Below are 26,672 nucleotides of genomic sequence, written 5' to 3'. Positions count from 1 at the left end.
CAGTAGTATGCCAAAGATTACGCCGTAAACAAATCCTTGATCACGCTTTCTCTCATCTATTTTCTTATGCGCCTTTCTGGATAAGCGACTTTTCCTTACCACTAGTGCGTCTTGCTCGCCTTTTCCCGCTCATTCAGGCGCGCCACCAGCCCTACCAAGGCCTGACGTACCGCCTGCTCTCGAACAGCCTGGCGATCGCCAGGGAAGTGAAAACACTCAGCCTCCTGGGCAGCACTATCTCCCCAGGCCAGCCAAACCGTCCCCACTGGCTTCGCATCGCTGCCGCCATCCGGGCCAGCCACGCCGCTAACGGCAACGGCCAATCCTGCACCACTTTCACGGCAGGCCCCTGCGACCATGGCATTAACCACTTCTTCGCTTACCGCACCGTGCTCGGCCAGCGTGGCGTCAGGCACGCCTAACAAGCGTGTTTTAGCCGCATTCGAATAGGTCACATAGCCGGTCGTAAAGTAAGCAGAGCTTCCCGCAGTGGAGGTGATAGCGCTGGCAATGCCGCCCCCTGTGCATGACTCCGCGGCGGTCACTTCCACATCCAACTGCTTACACAGCCGCCCTAGCCGCTGAGCCAACAGGGTTAAATCAAGATTTTTCAGGCTAGTTTCGCTGGGCACTATCGTCGCTCCTTCAAGTGTGTCGTCTGTTCAGCGTAGAATACTGCGTTTAGCTTGCTTAAAGAAATTGCCCATGCCGTAAGCCGAGATGGCTTGCGCCACGCTCAACCAGGACGCCCATGTCACAGGCCATTCCCCCCAACACGCCAATGATCACCCAGTATTTAAAGATCAAACGCGAGCACCCCGAGGTACTGCTGTTCTACCGCATGGGGGATTTTTACGAACTGTTTTTCGACGATGCCAAGCGCGCCGCCGCACTGCTGGATATTACCCTTACCCAGCGCGGCCAGTCGGGCGGCAAACCGATTCCCATGGCGGGCGTACCCTACCATAGCGCTGAGGGTTATCTCGCGCGCCTGGTCGCTGGCGGCGAGTCGGTGGCTATTTGTGAACAGATTGGCGATCCCGCCACCAGCAAAGGCCCCGTCGAGCGCCAGGTGGTGCGTATCGTCACCCCCGGTACGCTCCACGATGAAGCGCTGCTCGATGCACGTCGTGACAACGTCTTGGTCTCCGTTGCCCCAGGAAAAGAGCGCTGGGGCCTTGCTTGGCTGGAGCTCTCCAGCGGGCGTTTTAACGTGCTGGAAGTGGAGAGCGAAGCGGAGATGCTGGCAGAGCTCACACGCCTCTCCCCCGCCGAACTGCTGGTGCCCGAAAGTCTGACGCTACCCGATGCCTGGTCGCAAAAGCGCAGCCTGCGCCGCCAGGGGGAGTGGCTGTTTGACTTGGAGAGCGCTACTCGCAGCCTCTGCGACCAGTTTGAAGTGCAGGATTTACGCGGCTTTGGCTGCGCGCACTTAACCACGGCGCTGATTGCTGCGGGGGTACTGATCGACTATGCCCGGGATACCCAGCGCTCGCGCCTGCCCCACGTGACCGCCATCAGCGTTGAGAACCGCGATGATGCGGTGGTGATCGACGCTGCCAGCCGCCGTAATCTGGAAATCGATATCAACCTGGGCGGCAGCAGCGATAACACCCTGGCCAGCGTGCTGGATACCTGCACCACCGCCATGGGTTCGCGGCTGCTCAAGCGCTGGCTCAACCGCCCGCTACGCCAACGCGACATCGTGCAGGGGCGCCATGCAGGTGTGGCGCTGTTAAGCCTGGATGCCGCCTATATGCCACTGCGCGAAACGTTAAGCGCGGTGGGCGACGTGGAGCGCATTCTCGCTCGCGTAGCCTTGTATAGCGCTCGCCCACGAGATTTGGCGCGCCTGCGCGATGCCTTGGTAACGCTGCCGGAACTGGAGCAGCAGCTCAGCGAGGTAGAGAGCGGCAGCGCTTTGGACAACCTGCGCCCGCATATTCGCCCCTACCCGGAAATGGCCGATATGCTCAGCCGCGCGCTGGTGGAAAACCCGCCGGTGGTGATCCGTGATGGCGGTGTGATTGCCGACGGTTTTGATGCTGAGCTCGATGAGCATCGTGGCATGGCCGAGAACGCTGGTGACTACCTTATTCAGCTAGAGCTTCGCGAGCGCGAGCGCACGGGCCTTGCCAACCTCAAAGTGGGCTACAACCGGGTACACGGCTACTTTATCGAGCTGCCGCGCTCCCAGGCTCAGCAGGCGCCTGCCGACTATATCCGCCGTCAAACGCTAAAAAACGCTGAGCGGTTTATTATTCCCGAGCTCAAAGAGTTTGAAGATAAGGCGCTGTCGGCCAAGTCACGAGCGCTCACCCGTGAAAAATGGCTCTATGACCGCCTACTGGGCGATCTCAACAATACTCTTCACGCGCTACAGAGCACCTCCCAAGCCCTGGCGGAGCTGGACGTTCTGTGCGCCTTTGCCGAACGCGCCGAGGCGCTAAATTGGGTGCGCCCGACACTCACGGAAACCACCGGCATTCAAATCAACGCGGGGCGTCACCCGGTGGTCGAGCAGGTGAGCGAGACGCCCTTTGTGCCTAACGACGTGGCACTCAATCCTGACCAGCATATGTTAATTATTACTGGCCCCAATATGGGCGGTAAATCGACCTATATGCGTCAGACGGCGCTCATCGCCCTACTGGCCCACTGCGGTAGCTTCGTGCCCGCAGATGCCGCAGAGATCGGCCCACTGGATCGAATATTTACCCGCATTGGCTCATCGGATGACTTGGCGGGCGGACGCTCTACCTTTATGGTGGAGATGACTGAAACCGCCAATATTCTGCACAACGCCACCCAGCAAAGTTTGATCCTGATGGATGAGATTGGCCGTGGCACCAGCACCTTTGACGGTTTATCCCTGGCCTGGGCAAGTGCGGAGCATCTCGCCAAGGGGCGTGCGCTAACCCTATTCGCGACCCACTACTTTGAAATGACGGCGCTGCCTGAGCATATGGAAGGCGTGGCCAATATTCACCTCACGGCCACCGAGCATGGCGATAGCATTGTGTTTATGCACCGCATAGAGGCAGGCCCGGCAAGCCAAAGTTACGGCTTACAGGTGGCGCAGTTAGCGGGGGTTCCTGGTCACGTGATCAAACGCGCCCGTGAAAAGCTGATGACCCTGGAACAGCGCGATGTAGATAACACGGCGCAGGCGCCAAGAACCGCTCCCCAGCAAAACGATCTGTTCGCCGCCGCGCCGCATCCGGTGGTCGAGGCGTTGGAAAACGTCGATATAGATGATTTAACACCGCGGGAAGCATTGTCACTGTTGTATCAGTGGCGAGACCTGATCTAATAGTACTCATAAACTTGGAAGGCCATAAGTGAGCTTCTATTGCCATTGCAGGTTGGAGCGAGGGTCTTTCGACAGAACCGTCGAAAGTAGCGCCCACGGACGGGGTCACAGCGCCCTCGCGGAAACCTGTACTGGCATTGCTACCCACAGAGATAGCTCAGGAATCATATGGCGCTTGCCGCGGGGTAAGCGCACCTCTAGAATGTCGCTCAAACTTTTAGCTTATAAAAAACGGCTGATTTATAACCATTCACGATTGACCATGGCTGGGAGCACCCCGGCCCTGCAAGAGGGATAGCAAGATGACGTTTGTCGTTACCGAGAACTGCATCCAGTGCAAATACACCGACTGTGTGGAAGTCTGCCCGGTCGACTGTTTCTACGAGGGCCCGAACTTCCTGGTCATTCATCCGGACGAGTGTATCGACTGCGCGCTGTGTGAGCCCGAGTGCCCCGCCGAGGCGATATTCTCCGAGGATGAGTTGCCGGATGGGCAAGAGGCCTTTATCGAGATTAACGCTGAAATGGCCGAAGTGTGGCCGAACATTGCCGAAAGAAAAGATCCACTGCCGGACGCCGAAGAGTGGGATGGCAAGCCAGGTAAGCTTGAGAAATTAGAGCGCTAAGGCTGGCGGTTCATTCATCAGCACTTCTCTTTAAAACCAGCGACCACGCTGGTTTTTTTATTGTGTTGCCGACAGTGGGTCGTCAAAAGTGTGTTGTCCCAACCCCCAGACAAAAAAAGGCGGCCCGTAGGCCGCCCGCTCCAAGCACTTCCTCTGACCACTCCCTGGATCAACCTCCTCAGATGACATCCTTGCCGGGACTTACCTCACTGTATCACCCGGCGCATCTGACCTACATCCCGCTGCATCCTGACTGAAGCGTCCTTGCCTCCCCTAGTCCTGAATGTATTGTGGCATATCACAGCGGCTTCTCAACAAAGCCAAAATGCAAAAAGGCGAGCCTTTGCGGCTCGCCTTATTTTATAAAATGCAATAAAAACAATTACTTAAAGTTAAATTAGTGAAAAATTAGGCAATTTCTTACCCAAAACGAGCGAATTTCGTCGGCATTTGTAAGATATCTCTTACAAAATTTTGAGACATCTCTTACAAGTGCCTCTAAAAATTCGCTCGCAATTGGTTTTTACTGCCCCTTAATTGCCTTCAAACCTGGGTAGGTTACGTCTCCAAGCTCCGCTTCAATCACCAGCAAACGGTTGTACTTGGCAACCCGGTCGGAGCGGCACAGAGAACCTGTTTTGATCTGCCCGGCACAGGTACCCACTGCCAAATCGGCAATGGTGGTATCTTCGGTTTCGCCGGAGCGGTGGGAAATAACCGCCGTAAAACCCGCATCCTGAGCCATCTTGATGGCATCCAGCGTCTCGGAGAGCGAGCCGATCTGGTTAAACTTGATCAAGATAGAGTTACCAATCTGCTCATCAATACCGCGCTTGAGAATCTTGGTGTTGGTGACGAAGAGGTCATCGCCCACGAGCTGTACTTTGTCACCCAGCTTATCCGTCAGCGCTTTCCAACCCGCCCAGTCCGACTCATCCATGCCGTCTTCAATAGAGACAATGGGATAGTCCGCACACAGGCCTGCCAGGTAATCGGTAAAGCCTTGAGCGTCGTAGCTTTTACCTTCACCGGAAAGGTTGTACTGGCCATCTTTATAGAATTCGGAGGAAGCACAATCCAGCGCCAGGGTAACGTCCTTACCCAGTACGTAACCTGCATCTGCCACGGCCTGTTTAATCACCGCCAGCGCATCAGCGTTTGACGCCAGGTTAGGCGCAAAGCCGCCCTCGTCACCGACGGAGGTGGAGAGGCCTTTCGCCGAGAGCACTTTTTTCAGCGCGTGGAAAATTTCTGCCCCCATGCGAAGCCCTTCGCGGAAGTTAGGTGCGCCCACTGGCTGCACCATAAACTCCTGAATATCGACGTTATTATCGGCGTGCTCACCGCCGTTGATGATATTCATCATTGGTACCGGCATGCTGTATTGGCCCGGCTGACCATAAAGCTCGGCAATATGGGCATACAGCGGCACGCCTTTGGCGTTAGCGGCGGCTTTAGCAGCGGCCAGGGAAACCGCTAGAATCGCATTCGCACCCAGATTCGCTTTGTTCTCGGTGCCGTCCAGCGCCAGCATGGCATCGTCCAGGCCGCGCTGATCGCGCGCATCCATACCCAGCAGCGCATCACGAATTTTGCCATTGACCGCATCAACTGCTTTCAGCACGCCCTTTCCCAGGTAGCGTGACTTATCGCCGTCGCGCAGCTCTAACGCTTCTCGGGAGCCGGTCGAGGCACCACTGGGTGCACAGGCTTCGCCGACAGCACCACTGGCAAGGCGCACATGCGCCTGCACGGTGGGGTTACCGCGTGAATCCAGCACTTCCAACGCACTGATAGCAACAATTTTGGTCATGGCAGTGTCCTTTCCTGTTAGTTAGATAAAGTTATTAATATAACGCCCTACTCAACGACGCTCTGATTAGCAAAAACAGCTTAGCGAATTGTTAGTGGTTCAAACCCTTTGACCAGCGCATCAAGCTGCACAAGCTGAGTTAAAAACGGCTCTAGTTGATCCAGCGGTAGTGCACAGGGGCCATCGCACTTGGCGTTGTCTGGGTCAGGGTGGGCCTCTAAAAACAGCCCGGCAAGGCCGACAGCCACACCTGCACGCGCTAACTCCGCCACCTGCGCGCGGCGCCCGTCTGCACTGTCGGCCCGCCCACCGGGACGTTGCAGCGCATGGGTCACATCAAAAAATACCGGATAGCCGGTCTGCTTCATATCACCAAAGCCGAGCATATCCACAACCAGGTTGTTATAACCAAAGCTTGAGCCACGCTCGCAGAGCATCAGTTGGTCGTTACCCGCTTCCTGGAACTTGCTGAGGATATGGCGCATTTCATGGGGCGCCAAAAACTGCGGCTTTTTGATATTGATGACGGCGCCGGTTTTGGCCATGGCAACCACCAAATCGGTTTGGCGAGCCAAAAAAGCCGGCAGTTGGATAATATCAGCCACTTCAGCGGCTGCTTGCGCCTGCCAGGGTTCGTGCACATCGGTAATGATCGGCACGTTGTGGCGGGCTTTGATATCGGCAAGAATCTGCAGCCCTTTCTCGATACCTGGGCCACGGTAGGAGTGGATGGAGCTGCGGTTGGCTTTATCGAAGCTAGCCTTGAAAACATAGGGCAACCCTAGCTTCTGGGTCACCGTAACGTAGGCTTGGGCGACTTCGTCGGCAAGATCCGCAGACTCCAGCACGTTCATACCGCCCAACAACATTAGCGGCAAGGAATTGCCGGCGGTTAAGCCGGCAACGTTAATATGACGCTCTTGCGATCCATCTTGAGACGGCTCTTGAGAACGGTCTTGAGAAGCCATGCTTTTGCCCTCTTATTCCTGCGCATTCGCATGGGCACGACTACGCGCTGTTTTGTGATCCAGGGCGGCGTTAACAAAGCCCGAGAACAGTGGGTGTCCATCACGGGGCGTCGACGTGAACTCTGGATGGAACTGACAGGCCACGTACCAGGGGTGATCCGCCAACTCGACCATTTCCACCAGCGACTGATCAACGCTCTTACCCGAGATAACCAGCCCGGCTTTTTCAAGCTCATCGATAAACTGGTTATTAACCTCAAAGCGGTGGCGATGGCGCTCCACAATCTCTTCGGAGCCATAGGCCTCGCGTGCTTTAGAACCCGATGCCAAGTGGCAAACCTGGCCACCTAAACGCATGGTGCCACCTAAATCGGACGCCGCATCGCGCAGCTCGATTTTGCCTTCCGGGCTCAGCCACTCAGTAATCAAGCCGACAACCGGATGCTGGGTGTCGTGGGTGAACTCAGTAGAGTTGGCATCCTTCCAGCCTGCTACGTTACGGGCGAACTCAATCACCGCTACCTGCATGCCCAGGCAAATGCCTAAATAGGGCACGTTGTTTTCGCGGGCGAATTGAGCGGTCATAATCTTGCCTTCTACGCCGCGCTCGCCAAAGCCACCGGGCACCAGAATGGCGTCTTTACCCGCCAGTCGCTCGGTGCCGTGGCGCTCGATATCTTCAGAGTCAATATAGTCGACGTTGACCTTGATACGGCCCTGGATACCGGCGTGAATCAGCGCTTCGTTGAGCGACTTGTAGGCATCCAGCAGCTCCATGTACTTACCGACCATGGCAATGCTGACCGATTTGAGCGGGTTGAGCTTGGCATCCAGCACCTTCACCCACTCGGACAAATCCGCTTCCGGGGCTTCAAGGCGCAGCTTGTCGCAAACGATCTCGTCCAGGCCGTGTTCGTGGAGCATCAATGGAATGCGATAAATCGTATCGGCATCCTGAAGCGGTACCACGGCACGCTCTTCGACGTTGGTGAACAGGGCGATTTTGCGCCGCTCGCTCTCTTCGAGCTCTACTTCGCTGCGGCAAATCAGAATATCCGGCTGGATACCGATAGAGCGCAGCTCTTTGACGCTGTGCTGGGTCGGTTTGGTTTTGGTCTCACCCGCCGTTTTGATGTAGGGCACCAGGGTCAGGTGCATAAACAGCGCGCGGTTGGCGCCCTGCTCGCTACGAATTTGGCGAATCGACTCCAGGAAGGGTAGCGATTCGATATCACCGACGGTACCGCCAATTTCTACCAGCGCTACATCAAAGCCTTCGCCGCCCGCGTACACGCGCTGCTTGATCTCATCAGTGATATGCGGGATCACCTGAACGGTGCCGCCTAGGTAGTCGCCACGGCGCTCTTTACGCAGTACGTGTTCGTAGACACGACCGGTCGTAAAGTTGTTGCGCTGGGTCATTTTGGTACGGATAAAGCGTTCGTAATGGCCGAGATCAAGGTCGGTTTCGGCGCCATCTTCGGTGACGAACACCTCACCGTGCTGGAAGGGGCTCATGGTGCCCGGATCCACGTTGATGTACGGGTCGAGCTTGAGCATGGTGACCTTAAGGCCGCGGGCCTCTAAAATCGCCGCAAGCGAGGCGGAGGCGATGCCCTTGCCAAGAGAGGACACAACGCCGCCGGTCACGAAGATATATCGTGTCATGGATAACCTGTCGAAACGTGATCAGAAGGCACGGCAGAAAGCCACGCCAGGATGGGTCGACAGACTAGCAGATTACGACCTAAGGCTCAATTTGAACTGAGCAGCCAAAACTACTCAGCTCAGTCACACTTGTGCATCCGCACCAGCGATAGGTCTCCGCGAGGGCGCTGTGAACCCATCCCTGGGCGCTACTTTTGTCATCTGACCGCCATGGATGGAGGAAATGCCGGAATTGTTGGGAACATTTTCCGGCCATGACAAAAGACCCTCGCTACGACCTATCCCTGGTGCTGCTCAATGCCTCAGACGCGAGCTACACGCCCAGGTAATCCAGAATACCTTCCGCCGCCTGGCGGCCTTCGTAAATCGCCGTGACCACCAAGTCAGAGCCGCGCACCATATCGCCACCGGCAAAGATTTTTTCGTTGCTGGTTTGGAACGCGTACTGGCCGTGCTCTGGCGCGGTAACGCGATCGCGATCATCGACCTGGATGTTGGCGCTATCGAACCACGGCGCTGGGCTGGCCTGGAAACCGAAGGCGATGATCACGGCGTCTGCCGCAATAATCTCTTCAGAGCCGGGCACTACTTCAGGCCGCTGACGGCCGTTTTCGTCCGGCTCACCCAGGCGGGTGCGCACAACCTTAACGCCCTCGACCTTCTCTTCACCGACAACCGCGACTGGCTGACGGTTGAACAGAAACTCCACGCCCTCTTCACGGGCATTGGCCACTTCGCGGCGTGAACCGGGCATATTGCCCTCGTCACGACGGTACGCACAGGTCACGCTAGTGGCGCTTTGACGAATCGAGGTACGGTTACAGTCCATCGCCGTATCGCCGCCGCCCAGCACTACCACACGCTTACCCTCCATGGAGATGTAATCGTTGGGATCTTTTTCAAAGCCCAGGCAGCGGTTAACGTTGGCAATCAGGAAATCCAGGGCCTTGTACACGCCCGGCAGATCTTCACCTGGGAAGCCGCCCTCCATGTACTTGTAAGTCCCCATGCCCAGGAAGACCGCGTCGTACTCCTGCATTAGGGTCTCAAACTCGATATCGGTGCCGATTTCGGTATTCAGGCGGAACTCGACGCCCATCTCCTCAAATACCGCCCGGCGGCGCTCCATCACGCTCTTTTCCAGCTTGAACTCGGGGATACCAAAGGTCAGCAGGCCACCAATTTCCGGGTACTTATCAAATACCACTGGCTTCACGCCGTTACGGGCCAAAATATCCGCACAGCCGAGGCCCGCCGGGCCTGCGCCAATGATGGCGACTTTTTTATCACTCCATACCACCTTGGACATATCCGGTCGCCAGCCCATGGCAAACGCGGTATCGGTAATGTACTTCTCCACCGAGCCAATGGTTACCGCACCAAAGCCGTCATTTAGCGTGCAGTCGCCTTCACACAAGCGATCCTGCGGGCACACCCGGCCACACACTTCGGGCAGCGAGTTGGTTTTGTGGGAAAGCTCCGCAGCTTCAATGATGTTGCCTTCCACCACCAGCTGTAGCCAGTTAGGAATGTAGTTGTGCACCGGGCACTTCCACTCACAGTACGGATTACCGCAGTGCAGGCAGCGGTGCGCCTGACTGGCCGCATCAGTGGGTTTGAACGGTTCGTAAATTTCCGCAAACTCTTTAGCACGGGCGCGGGCATCTTTCTTCTGTGGGTCTTGGCGACCCACATCGACAAACTGAAAATCGTTATTTAAACGGTTAGCCATGATCTCTCTCCTGTCAGCGTGAGGGGCATAAGCGGGTTATTGCGGCTGACGCCGAGACTGATCCAGCAAACTACCCAGGCTGGCCGCTTTTGGCTTCACCAGCCAGAAGTGGCGCGCATAGTCGCTGAAGTCTTCCAAAATAGCCGCCCCACGCGCGGAACCCGTCGCTGCCACGTAGGCTTCGATCATTTCACGCAGGTGGCGACGATACGCCTCCATCGCTTCAGTGTTAACGCGGTGAATTTCGACCAATTCGTGGTTGTACTTGTCCACGAAGGTGCGCTCTTCATCCAACACATAGGCAAACCCACCGGTCATGCCCGCACCGAAGTTCACGCCTGTTTCACCGAGTACGCAGACCAAACCACCGGTCATATATTCGCAGCAGTGGTCACCCGCGCCTTCAATGACCGCTGATGCACCAGAGTTACGCACCCCAAAACGCTCGCCCGCCGTACCGGCCGCAAATAGCGTACCGCCGGTGGCGCCATAGAGGCAGGTGTTGCCGATAATGGCGGTTTTATGGCTCTCAAACTGACTGACTTTGGGCGGCACAATCACGATGCTGCCGCCGTTCATACCTTTACCAACGTAGTCGTTGGCGTCGCCTTCCAGGTAGAGGTTTAAGCCGCGGGCGTTCCACACCCCAAAGCTCTGCCCTGCCACACCGACAAAATTGGCGGTGACCGGCGCTGCTTCCAGTCCCTCTTCACCATAGCGCTTGGCGATCGCACCAGAGGTTAACGCACCCACACTGCGGTCGCAGTTGGTGATGGTGAAGTTAAATTCACCGCCTGACTGGCTTTCGATGGCATCTTTTAGCGCCGCCAGGACTTCCTGGTTTTTAGCGCCCGGATCGTGGGGCACGTTGCGGCTAACCCTGCAGAACTGTGGCGCATCCTTGGGTACAAAATCATTGGCCAGCAGCGGCGTTAGATCGAGCTTACGCTGTGAAGCCGTATTACCTTCCAACACTTCCAGCAGATCAGTACGCCCAATCAGGTCGGTGAGCTGGCGCACGCCTAGCGCCGCCATCAGCTCGCGCACTTCTTCGGCGATAAAGCGGAAGTAGTTTTTGACCATATCCACGGTGCCGCGGAAGTGCTCGCCACGCAGGAAGTCGTCTTGAGTGGCGACACCGGTGGCGCAGTTGTTGAGGTGACAGATGCGCAGGTACTTACAACCCAGCGCCACCATCGGCGCGGTGCCAAAGCCGAAGCTCTCAGCGCCTAAAATCGCCGCTTTCACTACATCCAGGCCGGTTTTCAGGCCGCCGTCGGTCTGTAGGCGAATTTTGTCACGCAGGCCGTTGATACGTAGCGCCTGGTGCACTTCTGGCAGCCCCAGTTCCCAGGGCGACCCGGCGTGCTTGATTGAGGTCAGCGGGCTGGCTGCCGTACCACCGTCGTAGCCAGAGACGGTAATCAAGTCGGCGTAGGCTTTGGCCACGCCGGTGGCGATCGTACCGATCCCCGGTTCAGAAACCAGCTTCACCGATACCTGGGCATCCGGATTGACCTGTTTAAGGTCAAAGATCAGCTGGGCCAAATCCTCGATAGAGTAAATATCGTGGTGGGGCGGCGGTGAAATCAGCGTCACGCCGGGCACCGCATAGCGCAGCCGGGCAATCAGCTCATTCACTTTACCACCGGGCAACTGACCACCCTCGCCGGGCTTGGCTCCCTGGGCAACTTTGATCTGCAGCACTTCTGCATTGACCAGGTACGCCGGGGTAACGCCAAAGCGACCGGAGGCGATCTGTTTGATTTTCGAGCTACGAATCGTGCCGTAACGGGCTGGGTCTTCGCCACCTTCACCGGAGTTGGAGCGACCACCCGCTTCGTTCATGGCCTGTGCCAGGGCTTCGTGGGCTTCCGGCGAGAGCGCGCCCAGCGACATACCGGCGCTATCAAAGCGCGGCAGCAGATCTTCAACCGGCTCTACTTCCTCCAGCGCAATGGGCGTTTCAGCCAGTTTGAGCTTGAGCAGGTCGCGAATCGTGGCCACCGGCCGCTCGTTCACCAACTGGGCGAATTTCTTCCACTTGGTGTAGCTGCCTTCCTGAACCGCTGCCTGTAGTGACATCACCACATCAGGGTTATAGGCGTGATACTCATAGCCATGGACATACTTGAACATGCCGCCCTGGGATATGCCCTTGCGGGGAATCCAGGCGTCTTTAGCGACCAGCGTTTGCTGCAATTGAAGCTCGGCAAAGCCAGCCCCTTGAATGCGCGACGCCATGCCTACGAAACATAGATCCATGACTTCGTCTGACAAACCCACTGCTTCAAACAGCATCGAGCCACGGTAGGAGGCCAGCGTCGAGATACCCATTTTCGAGAGGATCTTGAAGAGACCTTTCTGCAGCCCTTTACGGTAGTTTTCGCGACCATCCGCCGGGTTACCGGTCAGTTCGCCGGTGCGGTGCATATCCGCCATGACCTGATAGGCGAGCCAGGGATACACCGCCGTAGCGCCCACGCCAAACAGCACCGCCATCTGGTGGGCATCGCGAGCGTAGCCGGTCTCTACCACGATATTGGCGTTGGGGCGTAGCGCCAAACGGCCCAAATGCGTGTGAACTGCGCCCACCGCCAAGGCGGCTTGAATAGGAATCAGCCCTTTCGCCAACTCCGCATCCGTTAGCACCAGAATAACTTTACCGGCGCGGACTTGGGCTTCGGCCTCTTCACATAAAGCCTTTAATGCCTGATGCAAGCTCTGCTCTTCGGGGTCATACCCCAACGACAGCGTATAGCTGGCAAAGGCGGGATCATCCTGACTGACCAGCGCAGTGAATTTGCGTGGCGACAGCACTGGGGTGGTCAAAATCAAACGGTGCGCGTGCTCCGGTGTCGCTTTGAAGACGTTAAGCTCCGCGCCACAGCAGGTTTCCAGCGACATCACGATCGCTTCGCGCAGCGGGTCGATGGGCGGGTTGGTGACCTGGGCAAATTTCTGACGGAAGAAATCCGTCAGCAGCCGCGGACGGCTCGACAGCACCGCCATAGGCGTATCGTCACCCATTGAGCCCACGGCCTCCTGGCCGCTCTCCGCCAGCGGGCGCAGCACCTGATCGCGCTCTTCAAAACTAATCTGGAACATCTTCTGCTGGACGTTGAGCGCATCGGTATCCATGGTTTGGAAACGCGCCAGTTCGGTCAGCGCCGACTCCAGATAGTTGGCTTCCTGCTTCAACCAACGCTTATAGGGATAAGCAGATTTCAACCGCTCATCGATATCGGAGGTGTGCAGTACTTCGCCAGTCTGGGTATCCACAGCGAGCATTTGCCCAGGGCCAACGCGCCCCTTGGCGACGACGTCTTCCGGCTTATAGCCGTAGGTGCCCGTTTCCGAGGCCAGGGTGATATAGCCATTTTTGGTAATTACCCAGCGCGCCGGGCGCAGGCCGTTACGGTCGAGCATACAGACCGCTTGGCGGCCGTCGGTCATCACCACACCCGCGGGGCCATCCCATGGCTCCATATGCATAGAGTTATATTCGTAGAAGGCACGCAGTTCGGCGTCCATGGTCTCTACGTTCTGCCAGGCGGGCGGCACCATCATGCGTACCGCGCGGTGTAGCTCCATGCCGCCGGTGAGCAGCACTTCCAGCATGTTATCCATGCTGGAGGAGTCAGAGCCGGTGGTGTTAACGATCTCGTCCAGCTCGGCAATATCCGGCAGACGGTCGTTAACAAAGTTGGCTTTGCGGGAGTTTGCCCAGCCACGGTTGGCTTCAATGGTGTTGATCTCGCCATTGTGGGCCAGCAGACGGAACGGCTGGGCCAGCGGCCAGCGCGGTGCGGTATTGGTGGAGAAGCGCTGGTGGAAAACGCAGATAGCGGTTTCCAGACGCGGGTCGTTCAAGTCCTGATAGAACGCCGGTAGGTCTTCCGGCATTACCAGGCCTTTATAGGAGACCACTTCTGACGACAGCGAAGCGACGTAGAAGTCCTCTTCATCGCGCAGCGCCTGCTCGGCACGGCGGCGGGCCATAAAGAGGTCAACGTCGAAGTGCTCGCCCTGGCCCGGCTGCACAAATAGCTGACGAATACGCGGCAGACAGTCCAACGCCATGGGGCCACATACACTGGAATCAGTCGGCACATCGCGCCAGCCCAGCACGTTAAGGCCGCGCGCTTCCAGCTCGCGAGCCAGAGTGTCACGAGCATGTGTTTCCCGGGCGTCATCGTTGGGTAGAAATACCACGCCCACGGCAAAGCGGTCGCCCAGCTCGGCATCAAATGCCTCTTTGGCCAACGCCTGCATAAAAGGAGTAGGCATTTTAAGCAGCAGACCGCAGCCGTCGCCTGTTTTGCCGTCGGCAGCAATACCGCCCCGGTGGGTCATGCAGGTCAGGGATTCAATGGCAGTTTTCAGCAAGTCGTGGCTAGCCTGGCCTTCCATATGGGCAATCAGGCCAAAACCACAGTTATCGCGAAACTCGCCAGGCTGGTGAAGACCTCTATTCATGGGCGTGCCTCTACTAGTCAGCGTATTTTTTTAGCAGCGTGCTTGTGGTATAAAGGTAGGTTTTGCTTTTTTTATGGTGCTTATAACCTAGCCAGCATGGGGTGTTTCCCACGTTCGCTGCCGCAACAAAATGGCCGGTCAGCATAGCGATTGGCACAGGCTTTGCGCAATCTCTTGGCGCCTACATCGTTAGAGAAACTCTTTTCAAATCCTGTATTTGCATTCTCATTCAAAGAAAAAATACATATACTTCAAACACTTGTAATCACATAAAACGCTATTTTAACGCTTTATATTTTCCATTAAACTTTAGTCTAAATAGCGCCCACACGCCCATGCCGATAGCGCATAAGGCATACGGATTATATAGAAACAGCGTTCGACAAAGAGGCTCACGATAGTCGTCGAGCAAATAAAAAAACCGCCCTATGGAAACCTCTCTACAAGGAGTACTCCATTGGGCGGGTAGGATATAGCTGACTAGGTTTTGAAATGGCCAGTTTTGAAACGAGTAAGTTTTGAAATAACTAGCTGGTGAAAGGATTACTTTGCCACTTGGCGGCGCGGGTAATCATCGAGCAGCGTGCGAAGGATATTAACGGGCGTGGCATCGCTGATGCAGGCATCACCTAATGCGTTAAGCAGTACCAGGCGCAGCCGCGTATCGATATTTTTCTTATCCAGGCGCATGCGGGTTAAAAAGTCATCGCTGGTCATATTTGCCGGGGCCACTAACGGTAGCTCGGCACTCTCTATCACCGCTAGGCTGCGTGCTAGCGCTGCATCGGTGAGCCAGCCCAAGCGTCGGGAAAGCGTTGCCGCCATGGCCATGCCTGCGCCCACGGCTTCCCCGTGTAGCCAGTTGCCGTAGCCCTGGTGGGCCTCAATGGCATGGCCAAAGGTGTGCCCCAGGTTGAGCAGCGCGCGGACGCCCTGCTCAGTTTCATCTTCGGCAACAATGTCTGCTTTGATTTGGCAACTGCGGGCAATCGCCTCTGCCACTATGTCGGGTTCAACATCAAGCAGCGCTGGCATATTGGCTTCCAACCAGCTTAAAAACGCTTCATCGCGAATCAAGCCGTACTTAATGACTTCGGCGAGGCCAGCGGAGAGTTCACGTCGCGGCAGACTCTTCAGCGTATCAATATCCACCAATACGGCTTTGGGCTGCCAGAAGGCGCCGATCATATTTTTACCCAGCGGATGGTTAACGCCGGTTTTTCCCCCCACCGACGAATCCACCTGGGAAAGCAGCGTAGTGGGCACCTGAATAAACGCCACACCGCGCTGATAGGAAGCGGCAGCGTAGCCAACCATATCACCAATTACCCCGCCCCCCAGGGCGACCAGCGTGCAGCGCCGGTTAAAACCGGCCTCCAGCAGGGCATCCCAAATACGGTTGACCTGCTCGATGGTTTTATACTGTTCGCCATCGGGGAGCACTACCGTGCGCACTTCCAGATGCTCCGGCAAGCTGGCGCAGAGCTTTTCCAGGTAGAGCGGTGCGATGGTCTCGTTGGTCACCACCATCACCTGCTGGCCTGCCAGATAAGGCGTTAGCATCTCGGCACGGCCAATCAGCTCGGTGCCAATATGGATAGGGTAGCTGCGCTCGCCTAAAGCAACGTGAAGGGTGCGTTGTGCACTGGCTGTCGAGATCATGGCGATACCTTATGGTTAAGCGTTCCAGCCGACGGGGATGAGGGCTCCAGGGGATCCACCAGCCGTTGTACCCGGCGTAGGATTTCATTGACCACTGCCCGAGGGCTGCGCCGGTCGGTGCGCACGGCAATATCCGAGGTAGCGCGGTAGAGCGGATCGCGCTGGGCAAACATATCGTTGAGCACCTGCTCGCGATTGGCGCACTGCAGTAGTGGCCGGTTGCGATCTTTCGCCGTCCGTTTGAGCTGCTGGTCGACGGTGGTCAACAGGTAGACCACGGAGCCCCGCTCGCGCAGAGCGCGGCGATTCTCTTCGCGCAGCACCGCACCGCCGCCGGTGGCGACCACCACCGGAGAGAGCTGGGTTAACTCATCAATCATATGAATTTCCCGCAGGCGAAAGCCCTGCTCCCCCTCGACATCAAAAATCCACGGGATATCTGCCCCGCAGCGATCTTGGATGGCGTGGTCACTGTCGTAAAACGGGCGCGAAAGCTCGGCCGCCAACAGGCGACCAATAGTGCTTTTGCCAGCCCCCATGGGGCCAATGAGAAATAAATTGGGTAAATCCTGCATCAGCGAACCGTTAAGCCATCGTCTAGGAGTCGTGGAGTAATAAAGACTAACAACTCTACCTTTTCATTGCTCTCTTCGGTATAGCGAAACAGTCTACCGAGCAAAGGAATATCACCCAACAGCGGTGTTTTGGCGATTTGGCGCAGCTCTTCGGTGGTCAAAATTCCGCCTAACACCACCGTTTGGCCGTTATCTACCAGCACTTGGGTTTCAATTGTATTGGTGTCAATCGGCGGTTCACCGCCAAACTCCGATTCACGGAAACTATCATTTTTGATCACCAGATCCATGATAATACGGTTATCCGGGGTAATCTGCGGGGTGACTTCCAACGAAAGTACGGCCTCTTTGAACTCGGTATCTGGATTGTCGTTGCCATCGACACTCTGGAAGGCGCGCTCTTCACCCTGGCTAATTTTGGCGGTACGTTGATTGGCAGTGATAATTCTAGGCTGTGAAATGGTCTGGCTTTTCCCTTCGCTCTCCAGTGCACGCAGCTCCAGATCCAGCAGGATATCGCCGGATAAATAGCCAAAGCTAAAGCCGGTGCCCGGACCCTTGGCGGCGCCTAGATCCACCGCCAAGCCTCCCTGCGCTCGGTTAATACCATCCGGGTTGATATCGCGCCGCCTGAAGGTACCGTCTTGCCCCTCTTGGAAGCCGCGGGTGCTCGACACACCCCAGTTAACTCCCAGTTCGCGGGAAGCGGTGTCCCGGGCGATGACAATGCGCGCCTCTATTTGCACCTGACGGACGGCCACGTCCAGGCGGTCTATGATGCGGATGATATCGCGCACCTGGTCAGCCGTATCCTGCACCAACAGTGTATTAGTGCGTTTATCAACGCTCACCCGACCGCGCTCAGTCAGTAGCCCAAAGCCGTCGTCCCCGCGCAGCAGCTGGGATAAATCTTCGGCCCGGGCGTACTTGATCTGGATAAACTCGGTGACCAGCGGTGAGAGCGTTTCACGCTGGTTACGCGCCTCTAGCTCCTGGCGTTCCAGCTCGGCCAGCTCGTTGGCGGGGGCCACTACAATCACATTGCCCTGTTCACGGCTTGATAACTGCTGACTTTGCAGAATGAGTGCCAGCGCTTGATCCCAGGGAACATCATTTAAGTTGAGCGTTACACGCCCCGTTACGCTGTCGCTGGCGACCAAGTTTAGCCCAGTAAATTCAGCCAGCGTCGCTAGCACCGAGCGCACTTCGATATCCTGAAAATTAAGGCTCAGGCGCTCGCCGGTGAAGCGCTCGCCGGTCGCCTGGGAGGATTGTACCTCCTGATTGGCCGGCTGCACTTCTACGCTCAGAATGCGACCATTTTGCGAGGAGATCATCGCATAAGCACCCTGGGTAGCAATTGCTAGCAGGGTGGCATCCTGGCTAGCTTGAGGCGTAATCCGTGTGATGGGGGTAGCGAAATCGGTGACATCGTAGACCTGGTTTAGCGAGTCTGGAATCGCCACATCGAGCAGCTCCACCACCACTTGATCAGGCCCGCTTTCCCGCACGTTGGCCTCGACGCCTTCGCGATCAAAAGTGACGATCAACCGTCCGGCGCCATCCGGGCCGCGACGAAAATCAATATTTTCAATCTGCGGTCCTTCGTCCATTTCAAGCCCCGCAGAAGCGATAAGGGGAGAAGCATTAGCCGAGCGGCTGGCGTCGGCAGCAAAGGTAATGCGTAGACGATCCCCCAGCACGCGTGACGTGAACGTCTGGGACTCGCTGAGATTGATCACCAAACGCGTACGGCCATTACCTTCCAGCGCGGTAATTTGCTCGATACCGTGACGATTAACCTTGATGCGCCGATCAGCAAGCCCGCTCTGGGTTGCCGCCAAATCCAGCGACACCCGGGGTGGAGAGTCCAAGCGGTAGCTGCGCAGTTCCGGAACGCTGCCGGTAAAGCGCAGATCAAGATGGGTGCCACCGTTCTCGGCGGGTTGAACGTCAATATCGGTCAGTACCGAGGCAGCCGCCCATGAGGGCAATAGTGAAAATAGTGCGGCCATGGCCATGTAGAACGTCATTCGCCAAGCTGTAACTGCCATGAGCTAATATCCGCTTACTCGCTGTTTTCGTTAATGACTAGCGACACTTGTCGCTCCTGCCACCCTTCACGAGGGGTAAACACCCGCTCGGTAACGCGTATTTCCTGCGCACTGATCTGGGCGATACGCCCATAGTCGGTGCCCAGATAGCTGCCCTCTTTAACGCTGGTCACGTTGCCGTCTGGAGAAGCAATCAATGCCACCTGCCGCCCTCCCATACGTATGGTACCGACCAATCGCAGCTCATGCAGTGAGAAGCGCTCCAGCGGCTCTGGCGTACGCTGCGGGTTAGGTGCTAAAACGCCCTCATGACGACTAGCGCCCACCTGCGTCACCGCCTCTGGCGGCAAAAAGGGGCTACGCCCGTCGCTATACAAGTAGCTCAACTCCTGGCTTTCGGTCAGCGCCACAGCCATAACCGGCGGTTGCTCCCCTGGGGAGTGACGAATGGCCGCCAACGTATCTTCTAGCTGTGCTAAATCGGCATCTACACAGCCCGTTAGCACTGCCGCTGACAACACCAGGGCGATAGCCGAGACGGCCCTTACTAGAGGTGGCGCTGTTTTTTGTTTAGCGGTCATGGCGTATCCGCCCCCTCACCGGAGGGGGCTTTGCTCTCCTCTACATAGCGGTAGGTACGCGCGAGTAGCAAAAGCCGCAGCGTGTCCCCACGACCGTCAACGGGCTCCAAGGTAAAATCGTGCTGGGTCACCATACGAGGCAGCGAGGCAATGTCGGCACTAAAGCGCGCCAGTTGGTGGTAGCCACCGCGCACCTCTATATCCAGCGGCTGCTCGACATAGTGGGGCTGGGTTTGCGTTGGGCGTAGCCGAATCGTTTCAATGGTGAGGCGGTTATCAACCGCGGCATCGCTAATGCTATCCAGTAGCGAGGGGATTTCTGCATCGGTAGGCAGCATGGTACGCAAACGCCCCGCCTGCCCCTCCAGGGTCGCCAGTTGCTCGCGCATTTCCGGCAGCAAGGCCGCTTGAGAGGCTTTACTGCGGTATTCGCTCAATAGCCTTACTTCTTGGCGCTGGGCGGCCATCAAAGCTTCGCGCTGTTCGCTCACCACTAACCACATCATGACACTCAGTGCGGCCAGCAGCGCCAGACAGCAGCTCAACACCTTTAATAGCCACGGCCAGCTGCCGGCCTCTTTGATGTCTAGATCCCGCCAGTCAACATCGCGCAGGCGCTGCCACTCGATAGCCCACTGCGCGCGGTTAAGCGTCATGGAAGCGCCTCCTCGACACTTTGCGGCAACGGAGTGATGAGTTGCTCTACTTCAAAACTAAATACCCGGCCTGAACCATTTTGCTCACTCTCTACTGCTGAGAGCGAGGGCACGCCTAAACCCGGCAGCGCGGCAATCCGGCGCAGCTGTTCGGAAACCTGGCGATCGCTGCCCGCCACCGCGGTGACGCTCACGCTACTACCATTTTTCGCTAAGCGTTGATAAATGACGCCATTGGCCACACTCTCCGCCACATCGTTAAATAGCTGCACCGTATTCGTTCGTTCAGCCTGCAGCGCCTGAAAAACGGCGATCTGCTCACCTAGCCGTTGCGCAGCGCTAACGAAGTGTGAGACATCATCAATATCGGCATTAAGACGCTCGATATGGTCACTAATAGTGGCATTACGCTGCTGTTGGGCGGCCAGCTTGAGCTGATACACATACGAGACAAGCAACCCCAAAACGACGCCAAGCACCAGCATGCCCGCCACCACGGCGTAGAATTTGCGGGTGCGCCGTTCACGCTGCGCTTCCCGCCAGGGCAGCAGGTTAATCGTCATGCTCATTGGTTAACTCTCATTGGCTAACTCTCATTGCTCAGCCTCATTGACTCACCCTCATCGCCAAGCCACCCGCGGTGAGCATCGCCGGGGCATCGTTGGTTAACGCCTGAAGATTTAAGCGCTTATTCACCCGCATGCGCTGGAAGGGGTTGGCAATGGTCACCGACATACCGCTATCTTCAGCAATGCGCTCGGCAAGCCCGGGAATCACGCTCGATCCACCCGCCAGTACAATGTGCTTCACCTCTTGCTGACGCCCGGCGGTGTAGTAAAGCTGCAGGGAGCGCCCCACCTGCTGCACCACGGTTTCCAGAAAAGGGGTAAGTACACGCTCATGGTAATCGTCGGGTAGTCCGCCGCGCTTTTTGGCGAAGCCCGCCTCCTCCATGCTTAAGTCATAATGGTCGCGAATCGCATCGGTGAGCTGGCGGCCGCCAAACACCGTGTCGCGGGTATAAACGATGTGCCCATCACGGACGACGTGGAAGGCATTCATATTGGCACCAATGTCCACCAACCCAACGCAGGCGGAGGAATCCTTCTCTACGTTTAGCTGGCGACGCAGCTCGGCGAGCGAACGCTCCATGGCAAAGGTCTCCACGTCCACTGCCACGGGTTCCAAGCCCGCTCGCTCGAGCGTGTCAGTAAGCAGCGTGACATCCTGCTGTCGACAGGCGACCAGCACCACCTGCTGCTGCTCATCGTCAAAGGGGGCGGGGCCAAGGCACTCAAAATCAAATACCACTTCATTGAACGGAAACGGAATATGGCGGTCAGACTCGGCCACGATATGTTCTTCAATCTCCTCTTCACTTAACCCGATGGGGAAGCTCAGCGTTTTGGTAATCGCGGCACTGGCGGGAACAGCCACCGCCGCTTTACGGGTAGAGGGTTTGGCGTGCTCCACGGCGCGGCTAAGCACACTGGCCACGTCATCAATATCGCGGATACGGCGCTCCACGACCGCCCCTTCACGCAGTGGCCGTACGGCATAGCTTTCTACTTGGTAATTATCGTGGCACTGTTTAAGCTCAAGCAGCTTGACGTTTGCCGAGGTAATATCGACGCCGATCAACCCTTTACCCGGTTTTAGAAAGCGCATACTGGGTCTGGCTCCGCCTGCTTTTCACCCGTTTTCACATGTGGTTTGAGGTTACATGATTTTTAGTGACGTCACACGTGAAGCAACTTAGCGCATATCAACACTGGTGGCCGCCGCCTCAGGTTCCTATAATGGCTGCCAATTGCATGATACGGCCGTTTAGATGCCGATCTTTTCATTCTTCCCAGGGTGCTCTCCGTACATGACGTTTCTTCGAAACCTTATTGTGTCGCTGTTTTTTCTCATCGTGTCGTTGGTCGGTGCCAGTGTGTTAGCCGTAGTGGGAGCCGCCATTTACTTTGCGCCGGGCCTGCCAGACGTACGCCAACTGCAGGACTTTGAGCTGCACACGCCGCTGCGTATTTTTACCCAGGACGGTAAGCTGATTGGCGAATTCGGTGAAGAGCGCCGTATGGCGATCAACTTTGACGAAATCCCACAAGATATGATCGACGCATTGACCGCGGCCGAAGATGCCAGCTACTTCGACCACGCTGGGGTAGACCCGCGTGGCTTGGCGCGGGCCGTGGTTCAACTGGCGATGAGTGGCGACATTCAATCCGGCGGCTCGACGATTACCATGCAGGTTGCGCGTAACTATATGTTGACGCTCGATCAGACGTTTACACGCAAAATTCGCGAAATCCTGCTAGCGCTGCAAATGGAGCAGATACTCGATAAAGAGCAAATCTTCGAGCTTTACGTGAACAAGATTTTCCTGGGCAATCGCGCCTACGGTATCGCCGCCGCCGCTGAAACCTACTACGACAAACCGCTTGCTGAGCTTAGCCTGGCACAAACGGCCATGATTGCCGGTTTACCTAAGGCACCGTCGGCCTTTAACCCGCTGGCTAATTCAGAGCGTTCGCTGATTCGTCGCAACTGGATCCTCTTCCGCATGCGCGAGCTGGGGCATATTGATGACGCCACCTACCAAGCGGCCGTTCAGGAACCCGTCACGGCTCGTCGTCACTACACCCAAGCAGAGGTCGATGCCGCCTATATCTCCGAGATGGCGCGTCAGTATGCAGTGGAGCGCTTCGGCGATGAGGCTTACACCGGCGGCTATCGTATTTACACCACTATTGATAGCGAGCTGCAGCCCTTTGCCCGCCAAGCGCTAGCCAACGGGCTAACGGCCTACGACCTGCGCCATGGCTGGCGCGGGCCGGAGCAGCGTGAGATTGCTGCAAGCCTTGTAGAAGCCCAAGAGCAAACCGCCACCCAAGGCCTTGAAGAGGAGCTTGCCGAGTCACCCGAGATTCGTCAGACCGCACGCCAAGCCGCCCAGCGCAGTCAGACCGAAGTCGAAGGCATCGATGGCGACGTCAGTAACTGGGTGCAGGTGCTTGAGCGCACGCCCAACTATGGCCTGCTCCAGCCCGCCATCGTGGTAGAGAGCAGCGGCCGCGAAATGCAGGTACTCACTCGCGACAATGGTCTACAGACAATCGGCTGGGAAGGTCTAAACTGGGCTCGCCCTTACCTAAGCCCGCGAAGCCGCGGAGCTGCGCCCAATTCGGCGGAGGAGATTGCCGTACGGGGCGATATGATCCGCGTCGTCGAGAATGAAGACGGGTCGCTACGCCTCTCTCAGCAGCCGGATGCGGAAGGCTCGCTGGTCGCTCAAGACCCGCAAACCGGTGCTATCCTGGCACTCCAGGGCGGTTTCGACTTTAACGCCAGCAAATTCAACCGTGCAGTACAGGCAAGGCGTCAATCGGGCTCAATCTTTAAACCGTTTATTTACTTAGCGGCCCTTGCAGAGGGTGAGATGAACGCCGCCAGCGTGGTTAACGATTCCCCCGTGGTACTCGACGACGGTAGTAACTCGCTGTGGCGGCCGGTCAACTCCAGCCGTGACTTCCAAGGCCCCATGCGCTTACGCCCGGCCCTTGCCCGTTCGCGCAACCTGGTCACTATTCGCGTTCTGCAAACCATGGGGCTGGATTACACAATTAACTTTTTGGAAGGCTTCGGCTTCTCTCCCAGCCAGCTCCCTCGTGGCTTATCCCTGGCGCTGGGCAGCGCAAGCTTAACGCCCATGGAGATGACCAACGCTTACGCGGTACTCGCCAATGGTGGTTTTCAGGTATCACCCTGGTTCATTGAGCGGGTAACCCGTGACGATGACAAAGAAGTAATTGACGAAGCCACACCGCAGGTGGCTTGTCCCAGCTGTGCCGAAGATCAGGAAACGGTAGAAATCGATGGCCGCGAATACCCAATTGCCAAACGGGTAGCCGACCCGGCGGCTGTGTATATCCTGCGTGATATGCTGCGTGACGTAATCACCTCGGGTACTGGCCGCGGCGCACTGAGCCTTAACCGTGAAGATATCGTCGGCAAAACCGGTACCACTAACAGCCAGCGCGACGCTTGGTTTGCGGGCTTTAATAGCAACCTAGTGACCACGGTCTGGGTCGGTAAAGACAGCAACGAAACCATCTCTGAGTATGGCGCTCAGGCCGCCCTCCCCATATGGGTAGAGTTCATGGGCGATGCCTTGGAAGGAACCCCGAATGCCGTGCCTGAACGCCCCGCGACGATTGTTACCGCCCGTGTGGATCCGGACACTGGCCAACGCTTAGCGGACGGCCAGTCTGGCGGGATTACCGAGCTGTTCCATCAGGATCACCTGCCGGATTATCAGCAGCGCCGCATTAGTCGCGAGCTGGAAGAGGCCAGTGGCTCTCAGGGTTCAGGCACCGCTGAGTCGATCTTCTAAACCAGCCAAAACCCGTAGCACACCAAACAAAAGGCTCACCAAGCAAAAGGCCCGGAGATTATCGCTCCGGGCCTTTTCTATTTACTGGCTACCTTTGGTCGGTATGTAGGATCGCCTAACGTTTAACCGCTAACGGGGGTCGCAGGCGCTTCGCGCTTGCTGGCCAGCCAGTTAGCGCCAATGGCCACGATCATGACCACCACCCCGGCAATTTCGGTCATCAGGTTAGGATAGAACACCCCAAAAATGGCGGCGGTAATCGCAATACGCGGTAGCCACGACATTTTGGTAAACAGATAACCCTCCAACGCCGCGGCAAAGGCGCCTAACGCCAGAATGGCGATCACCCCGTTCCAGACCACCACCGGCACGGGGCCGCCAATAATGATTTCGGGATTGAAGACCATAAACAGCGGAATCAAGTAGAGGCCTTTAGCAAACTTCCACGCCTGAAAGCTGGTTTCCATCGGCTTACTACCCGCAATCGCCGCCCCGGCAAAGCCTGCCAAGGCGATGGGCGGCGTCACGTTGGAGTCCTGGGAGTACCAGAACACCACCAAGTGGGCGACCAGTAGCGGCACACCAAACTCGGCAGTCAATGCAGGCCCGACGAGGACAATAAGCACGATATAGCTGGCGGTAACGGGCAGTCCCATCCCCAGCACCAGGCTGGCCAACAGCACCATCACCAGCGCCAACACCAGGTTGCCGCCGGAGAACGCCAGCATCATGGAGGAGAACTTAAGCCCTAATCCGGTCAGCCCAACTACGCCGACAATAATTCCGGCGACCGCACAGGCCATAGAAACCGCTACCGCGTTACGGGCACCAAGCTCCAAGCCCTCGATCAGCTTGGCAAAACCTGTACGCACCACATCTTTAACGGCCGACGCGGTCACCGGCTGCCCCTGCCGCGGCGCTACAAAGAAGAACCACAGCACATAGCGCAATACCGCCACTGCCAGGATGGTCACCACCGCATAGTAGCCTACCCGCATGGGCGACATGCTCATCGCCAGTAGCCAGACCAGCACGGCCAGCGGCAGCAGGAAGTGCCAGCCATCCTTCATGACCTGGCGCATCTGAGGCAGCTCATCCTTGGGCAGCCCCTGCATGCCTTGCTTAAGCGCAATGATATGCACAAACAGATAGACCGTAGCGAAATACATGATCGCCGGCAGGATACTGACCTTAACGATATCCAGGTACGGCGTATTGGTGTACTCAGCGATCAAGAATGCCCCGGCCCCCATCAGCGGCGGCATAATCTGCCCGCCGGTGGAGGCAGCAGCTTCGATACCGCCTGCCTGCTTGGCCTTGTAGCCTAGCCGCTTCATCAGCGGAATGGTAAAGGCACCGGTGGTGACCACGTTGGCAATCGCACTGCCAGAAATCGACCCCATACCCGCCGAGGCTAATACCGCTGCTTTAGCTGGCCCGCCGCGCTGGCGACCGGTCGCCGCATAGGCCATATCGATAAAGAACTTGCCCGCCCCAGTGCACTCCAAAAAAGCGCCAAACAGCACAAAGATAAAGATGTAAGTCGCCGCGACCCCCAACGGCAGGCCAAAGATGCCCTCTTGACCCAGGTAGAGCTGACCGGCGACCCGGTCAATGGAGTAGCCGCGGTGCTCCAGAATGCCCGGCATCCACTCGCCAAGCCAAGGCAGCTCGCCCCGAGGGCCAGCAAAGGCGTAGATAATCGCTAGTAAGCCAATCACGGTCATACCAAACCCCACCGCGCGGCGGCTGGCTTCCAGTACGGTTACCGTGGCAATACAGGCAACCAGGATATCGGTGTCATTCCAGAATCCCGCACGGCTAAAAATCGCATCCAGGTTGAGTACTAAGTAACCACCGGTGAGGATAGCCCCAGCAAAAAACAGCAGATCAAGCCCCCAGCCTAATACACCACGCTTGCGGGTGGGGCCGAAGGCTGGAAACATTAAAAAAGCCAGCACCATGATCAATGCCAGGTGAATACTGCGCTGATAAAAAAGCCCTAAGGGCTGAATGCCAGCTGAATAGAGTTGGAACAGGGAAAGACCCACCGCCACAATGGTGATCGACCACAGCACCATGCGGGGTTGAATCGCATTACCGCCCGGCACCACGCTCGACGGTTGATTGGATTCGCTCATGAAGTCCT

Annotated in this window: 17 protein-coding genes; 3 read left to right on the top strand and 14 right to left on the bottom strand. The window is 57.0% G+C overall.

Going from position 1 to position 26,672, the window contains the following annotated elements; translation table 11 throughout:
- Nucleotides 1-101: 101 nt before the first annotated feature.
- Nucleotides 102-635 carry a CinA family protein gene (locus ACFIOZ_RS03675; RefSeq protein ID WP_386083983.1) on the bottom strand — a complete coding sequence of 178 codons (534 nt, stop codon included), beginning with the start codon at nucleotides 633-635 and terminating at the stop codon, nucleotides 102-104.
- A gap of 116 nt (nucleotides 636-751) precedes the next feature.
- Here ACFIOZ_RS03675 and mutS point away from each other — a divergent pair, with 116 nt between their 5' ends.
- Entirely contained in the window at nucleotides 752-3,313 is a 2,562-nt protein-coding gene (gene mutS / locus ACFIOZ_RS03670; protein ID WP_386082354.1) for a DNA mismatch repair protein MutS, read from the top strand.
- A gap of 302 nt (nucleotides 3,314-3,615) precedes the next feature.
- On the top strand, nucleotides 3,616-3,939 hold the full coding sequence (gene fdxA / locus ACFIOZ_RS03665; RefSeq protein ID WP_007111508.1) for a ferredoxin FdxA: 324 nt from the start codon (nucleotides 3,616-3,618) through the stop codon (nucleotides 3,937-3,939).
- Nucleotides 3,940-4,462: 523 nt separating this feature from the next.
- Here fdxA and eno read toward each other — a convergent pair.
- The 12 genes from eno to pilM all read right to left on the bottom strand — a co-directional run bounded on the left by eno (nucleotide 4,463) and on the right by pilM (nucleotide 21,795).
- Complete coding sequence (gene eno / locus ACFIOZ_RS03660; protein ID WP_386082352.1) at nucleotides 4,463-5,752, bottom strand: phosphopyruvate hydratase; 1,290 nt, start codon at nucleotides 5,750-5,752, stop codon at nucleotides 4,463-4,465.
- 80 nt (nucleotides 5,753-5,832) lie between these two features.
- On the bottom strand, nucleotides 5,833-6,720 hold the full coding sequence (kdsA, locus tag ACFIOZ_RS03655) for a 3-deoxy-8-phosphooctulonate synthase (protein ID WP_386082351.1): 888 nt from the start codon (nucleotides 6,718-6,720) through the stop codon (nucleotides 5,833-5,835).
- A gap of 12 nt (nucleotides 6,721-6,732) precedes the next feature.
- Nucleotides 6,733-8,388: a CTP synthase gene (locus tag ACFIOZ_RS03650; RefSeq protein WP_088700641.1), complete on the bottom strand. Its 1,656-nt coding sequence runs from the start codon at nucleotides 8,386-8,388 to the stop codon at nucleotides 6,733-6,735.
- A gap of 313 nt (nucleotides 8,389-8,701) precedes the next feature.
- Entirely contained in the window at nucleotides 8,702-10,120 is a 1,419-nt protein-coding gene (locus ACFIOZ_RS03645) for an FAD-dependent oxidoreductase (protein WP_386082350.1), read from the bottom strand.
- 36 nt (nucleotides 10,121-10,156) lie between these two features.
- A complete protein-coding gene (gene gltB / locus ACFIOZ_RS03640; RefSeq protein WP_386082349.1) occupies nucleotides 10,157-14,599 on the bottom strand; it encodes a glutamate synthase large subunit in 4,443 nt (1,480 codons plus the stop codon).
- Nucleotides 14,600-15,142: 543 nt separating this feature from the next.
- Nucleotides 15,143-16,261, bottom strand: a complete 1,119-nt coding sequence (aroB, locus tag ACFIOZ_RS03635; protein WP_386082348.1) for a 3-dehydroquinate synthase — start codon at nucleotides 16,259-16,261, stop codon at nucleotides 15,143-15,145.
- Nucleotides 16,258-16,836 carry a shikimate kinase AroK gene (gene aroK, locus ACFIOZ_RS03630; protein WP_386082346.1) on the bottom strand — a complete coding sequence of 193 codons (579 nt, stop codon included), beginning with the start codon at nucleotides 16,834-16,836 and terminating at the stop codon, nucleotides 16,258-16,260. Before aroK ends, aroB begins: the two co-directional genes overlap by 4 nt.
- The gene (gene pilQ, locus ACFIOZ_RS03625) at nucleotides 16,836-18,890 is read right to left on the bottom strand and encodes a type IV pilus secretin PilQ (RefSeq protein ID WP_386082345.1); all 2,055 of its coding nucleotides are present in this window, start codon (nucleotides 18,888-18,890) and stop codon (nucleotides 16,836-16,838) included. Before pilQ ends, aroK begins: the two co-directional genes overlap by 1 nt.
- 14 nt (nucleotides 18,891-18,904) lie before the next feature.
- A complete protein-coding gene (locus ACFIOZ_RS03620) occupies nucleotides 18,905-19,471 on the bottom strand; it encodes a pilus assembly protein PilP (RefSeq protein ID WP_386082344.1) in 567 nt (188 codons plus the stop codon).
- Nucleotides 19,468-20,127: a type 4a pilus biogenesis protein PilO gene (locus ACFIOZ_RS03615; protein ID WP_386082343.1), complete on the bottom strand. Its 660-nt coding sequence runs from the start codon at nucleotides 20,125-20,127 to the stop codon at nucleotides 19,468-19,470. Before ACFIOZ_RS03615 ends, ACFIOZ_RS03620 begins: the two co-directional genes overlap by 4 nt.
- The gene (locus ACFIOZ_RS03610) at nucleotides 20,124-20,696 is read right to left on the bottom strand and encodes a PilN domain-containing protein (protein ID WP_386082342.1); all 573 of its coding nucleotides are present in this window, start codon (nucleotides 20,694-20,696) and stop codon (nucleotides 20,124-20,126) included. Before ACFIOZ_RS03610 ends, ACFIOZ_RS03615 begins: the two co-directional genes overlap by 4 nt.
- 37 nt (nucleotides 20,697-20,733) lie before the next feature.
- Complete coding sequence (gene pilM, locus ACFIOZ_RS03605; protein WP_386082340.1) at nucleotides 20,734-21,795, bottom strand: type IV pilus assembly protein PilM; 1,062 nt, start codon at nucleotides 21,793-21,795, stop codon at nucleotides 20,734-20,736.
- 202 nt (nucleotides 21,796-21,997) lie between these two features.
- Here pilM and ACFIOZ_RS03600 point away from each other — a divergent pair, with 202 nt between their 5' ends.
- The gene (locus tag ACFIOZ_RS03600; protein WP_386082339.1) at nucleotides 21,998-24,523 is read left to right on the top strand and encodes a penicillin-binding protein 1A; all 2,526 of its coding nucleotides are present in this window, start codon (nucleotides 21,998-22,000) and stop codon (nucleotides 24,521-24,523) included.
- Between the two features lie 122 nt (nucleotides 24,524-24,645).
- Here the strand turns inward: ACFIOZ_RS03600 and ACFIOZ_RS03595 are convergent, their stop codons facing one another.
- Nucleotides 24,646-26,664 carry a TRAP transporter permease gene (locus tag ACFIOZ_RS03595; protein ID WP_386082338.1) on the bottom strand — a complete coding sequence of 673 codons (2,019 nt, stop codon included), beginning with the start codon at nucleotides 26,662-26,664 and terminating at the stop codon, nucleotides 24,646-24,648.
- Nucleotides 26,665-26,672 lie beyond the last annotated feature (8 nt).

This window comes from Vreelandella sp. F11 (assembly GCF_042466685.1).
Classification (GTDB): domain Bacteria; phylum Pseudomonadota; class Gammaproteobacteria; order Pseudomonadales; family Halomonadaceae; genus Vreelandella.
Note: the sequence above shows the minus strand (reverse complement) of the source record. Positions and strands in the feature narration are given on the sequence as shown.

Coding starts and splice junctions, on each gene's coding strand:
- mutS (WP_386082354.1), top strand. CDS start 752: ATGTCACAGGCCATTCCCCCCAACACGCCAATGATCACCCAGTATTTA.
- fdxA (WP_007111508.1), top strand. CDS start 3,616: ATGACGTTTGTCGTTACCGAGAACTGCATCCAGTGCAAATACACCGAC.
- eno (WP_386082352.1), bottom strand. CDS start 5,752: ATGACCAAAATTGTTGCTATCAGTGCGTTGGAAGTGCTGGATTCACGC.
- kdsA (WP_386082351.1), bottom strand. CDS start 6,720: ATGGCTTCTCAAGACCGTTCTCAAGAGCCGTCTCAAGATGGATCGCAA.
- ACFIOZ_RS03650 (WP_088700641.1), bottom strand. CDS start 8,388: ATGACACGATATATCTTCGTGACCGGCGGCGTTGTGTCCTCTCTTGGC.
- ACFIOZ_RS03645 (WP_386082350.1), bottom strand. CDS start 10,120: ATGGCTAACCGTTTAAATAACGATTTTCAGTTTGTCGATGTGGGTCGC.
- gltB (WP_386082349.1), bottom strand. CDS start 14,599: ATGAATAGAGGTCTTCACCAGCCTGGCGAGTTTCGCGATAACTGTGGT.
- aroB (WP_386082348.1), bottom strand. CDS start 16,261: ATGATCTCGACAGCCAGTGCACAACGCACCCTTCACGTTGCTTTAGGC.
- aroK (WP_386082346.1), bottom strand. CDS start 16,836: ATGCAGGATTTACCCAATTTATTTCTCATTGGCCCCATGGGGGCTGGC.
- pilQ (WP_386082345.1), bottom strand. CDS start 18,890: ATGGCAGTTACAGCTTGGCGAATGACGTTCTACATGGCCATGGCCGCA.
- ACFIOZ_RS03620 (WP_386082344.1), bottom strand. CDS start 19,471: ATGACCGCTAAACAAAAAACAGCGCCACCTCTAGTAAGGGCCGTCTCG.
- ACFIOZ_RS03615 (WP_386082343.1), bottom strand. CDS start 20,127: ATGACGCTTAACCGCGCGCAGTGGGCTATCGAGTGGCAGCGCCTGCGC.
- ACFIOZ_RS03610 (WP_386082342.1), bottom strand. CDS start 20,696: ATGAGCATGACGATTAACCTGCTGCCCTGGCGGGAAGCGCAGCGTGAA.
- pilM (WP_386082340.1), bottom strand. CDS start 21,795: ATGCGCTTTCTAAAACCGGGTAAAGGGTTGATCGGCGTCGATATTACC.
- ACFIOZ_RS03600 (WP_386082339.1), top strand. CDS start 21,998: ATGACGTTTCTTCGAAACCTTATTGTGTCGCTGTTTTTTCTCATCGTG.
- ACFIOZ_RS03595 (WP_386082338.1), bottom strand. CDS start 26,664: ATGAGCGAATCCAATCAACCGTCGAGCGTGGTGCCGGGCGGTAATGCG.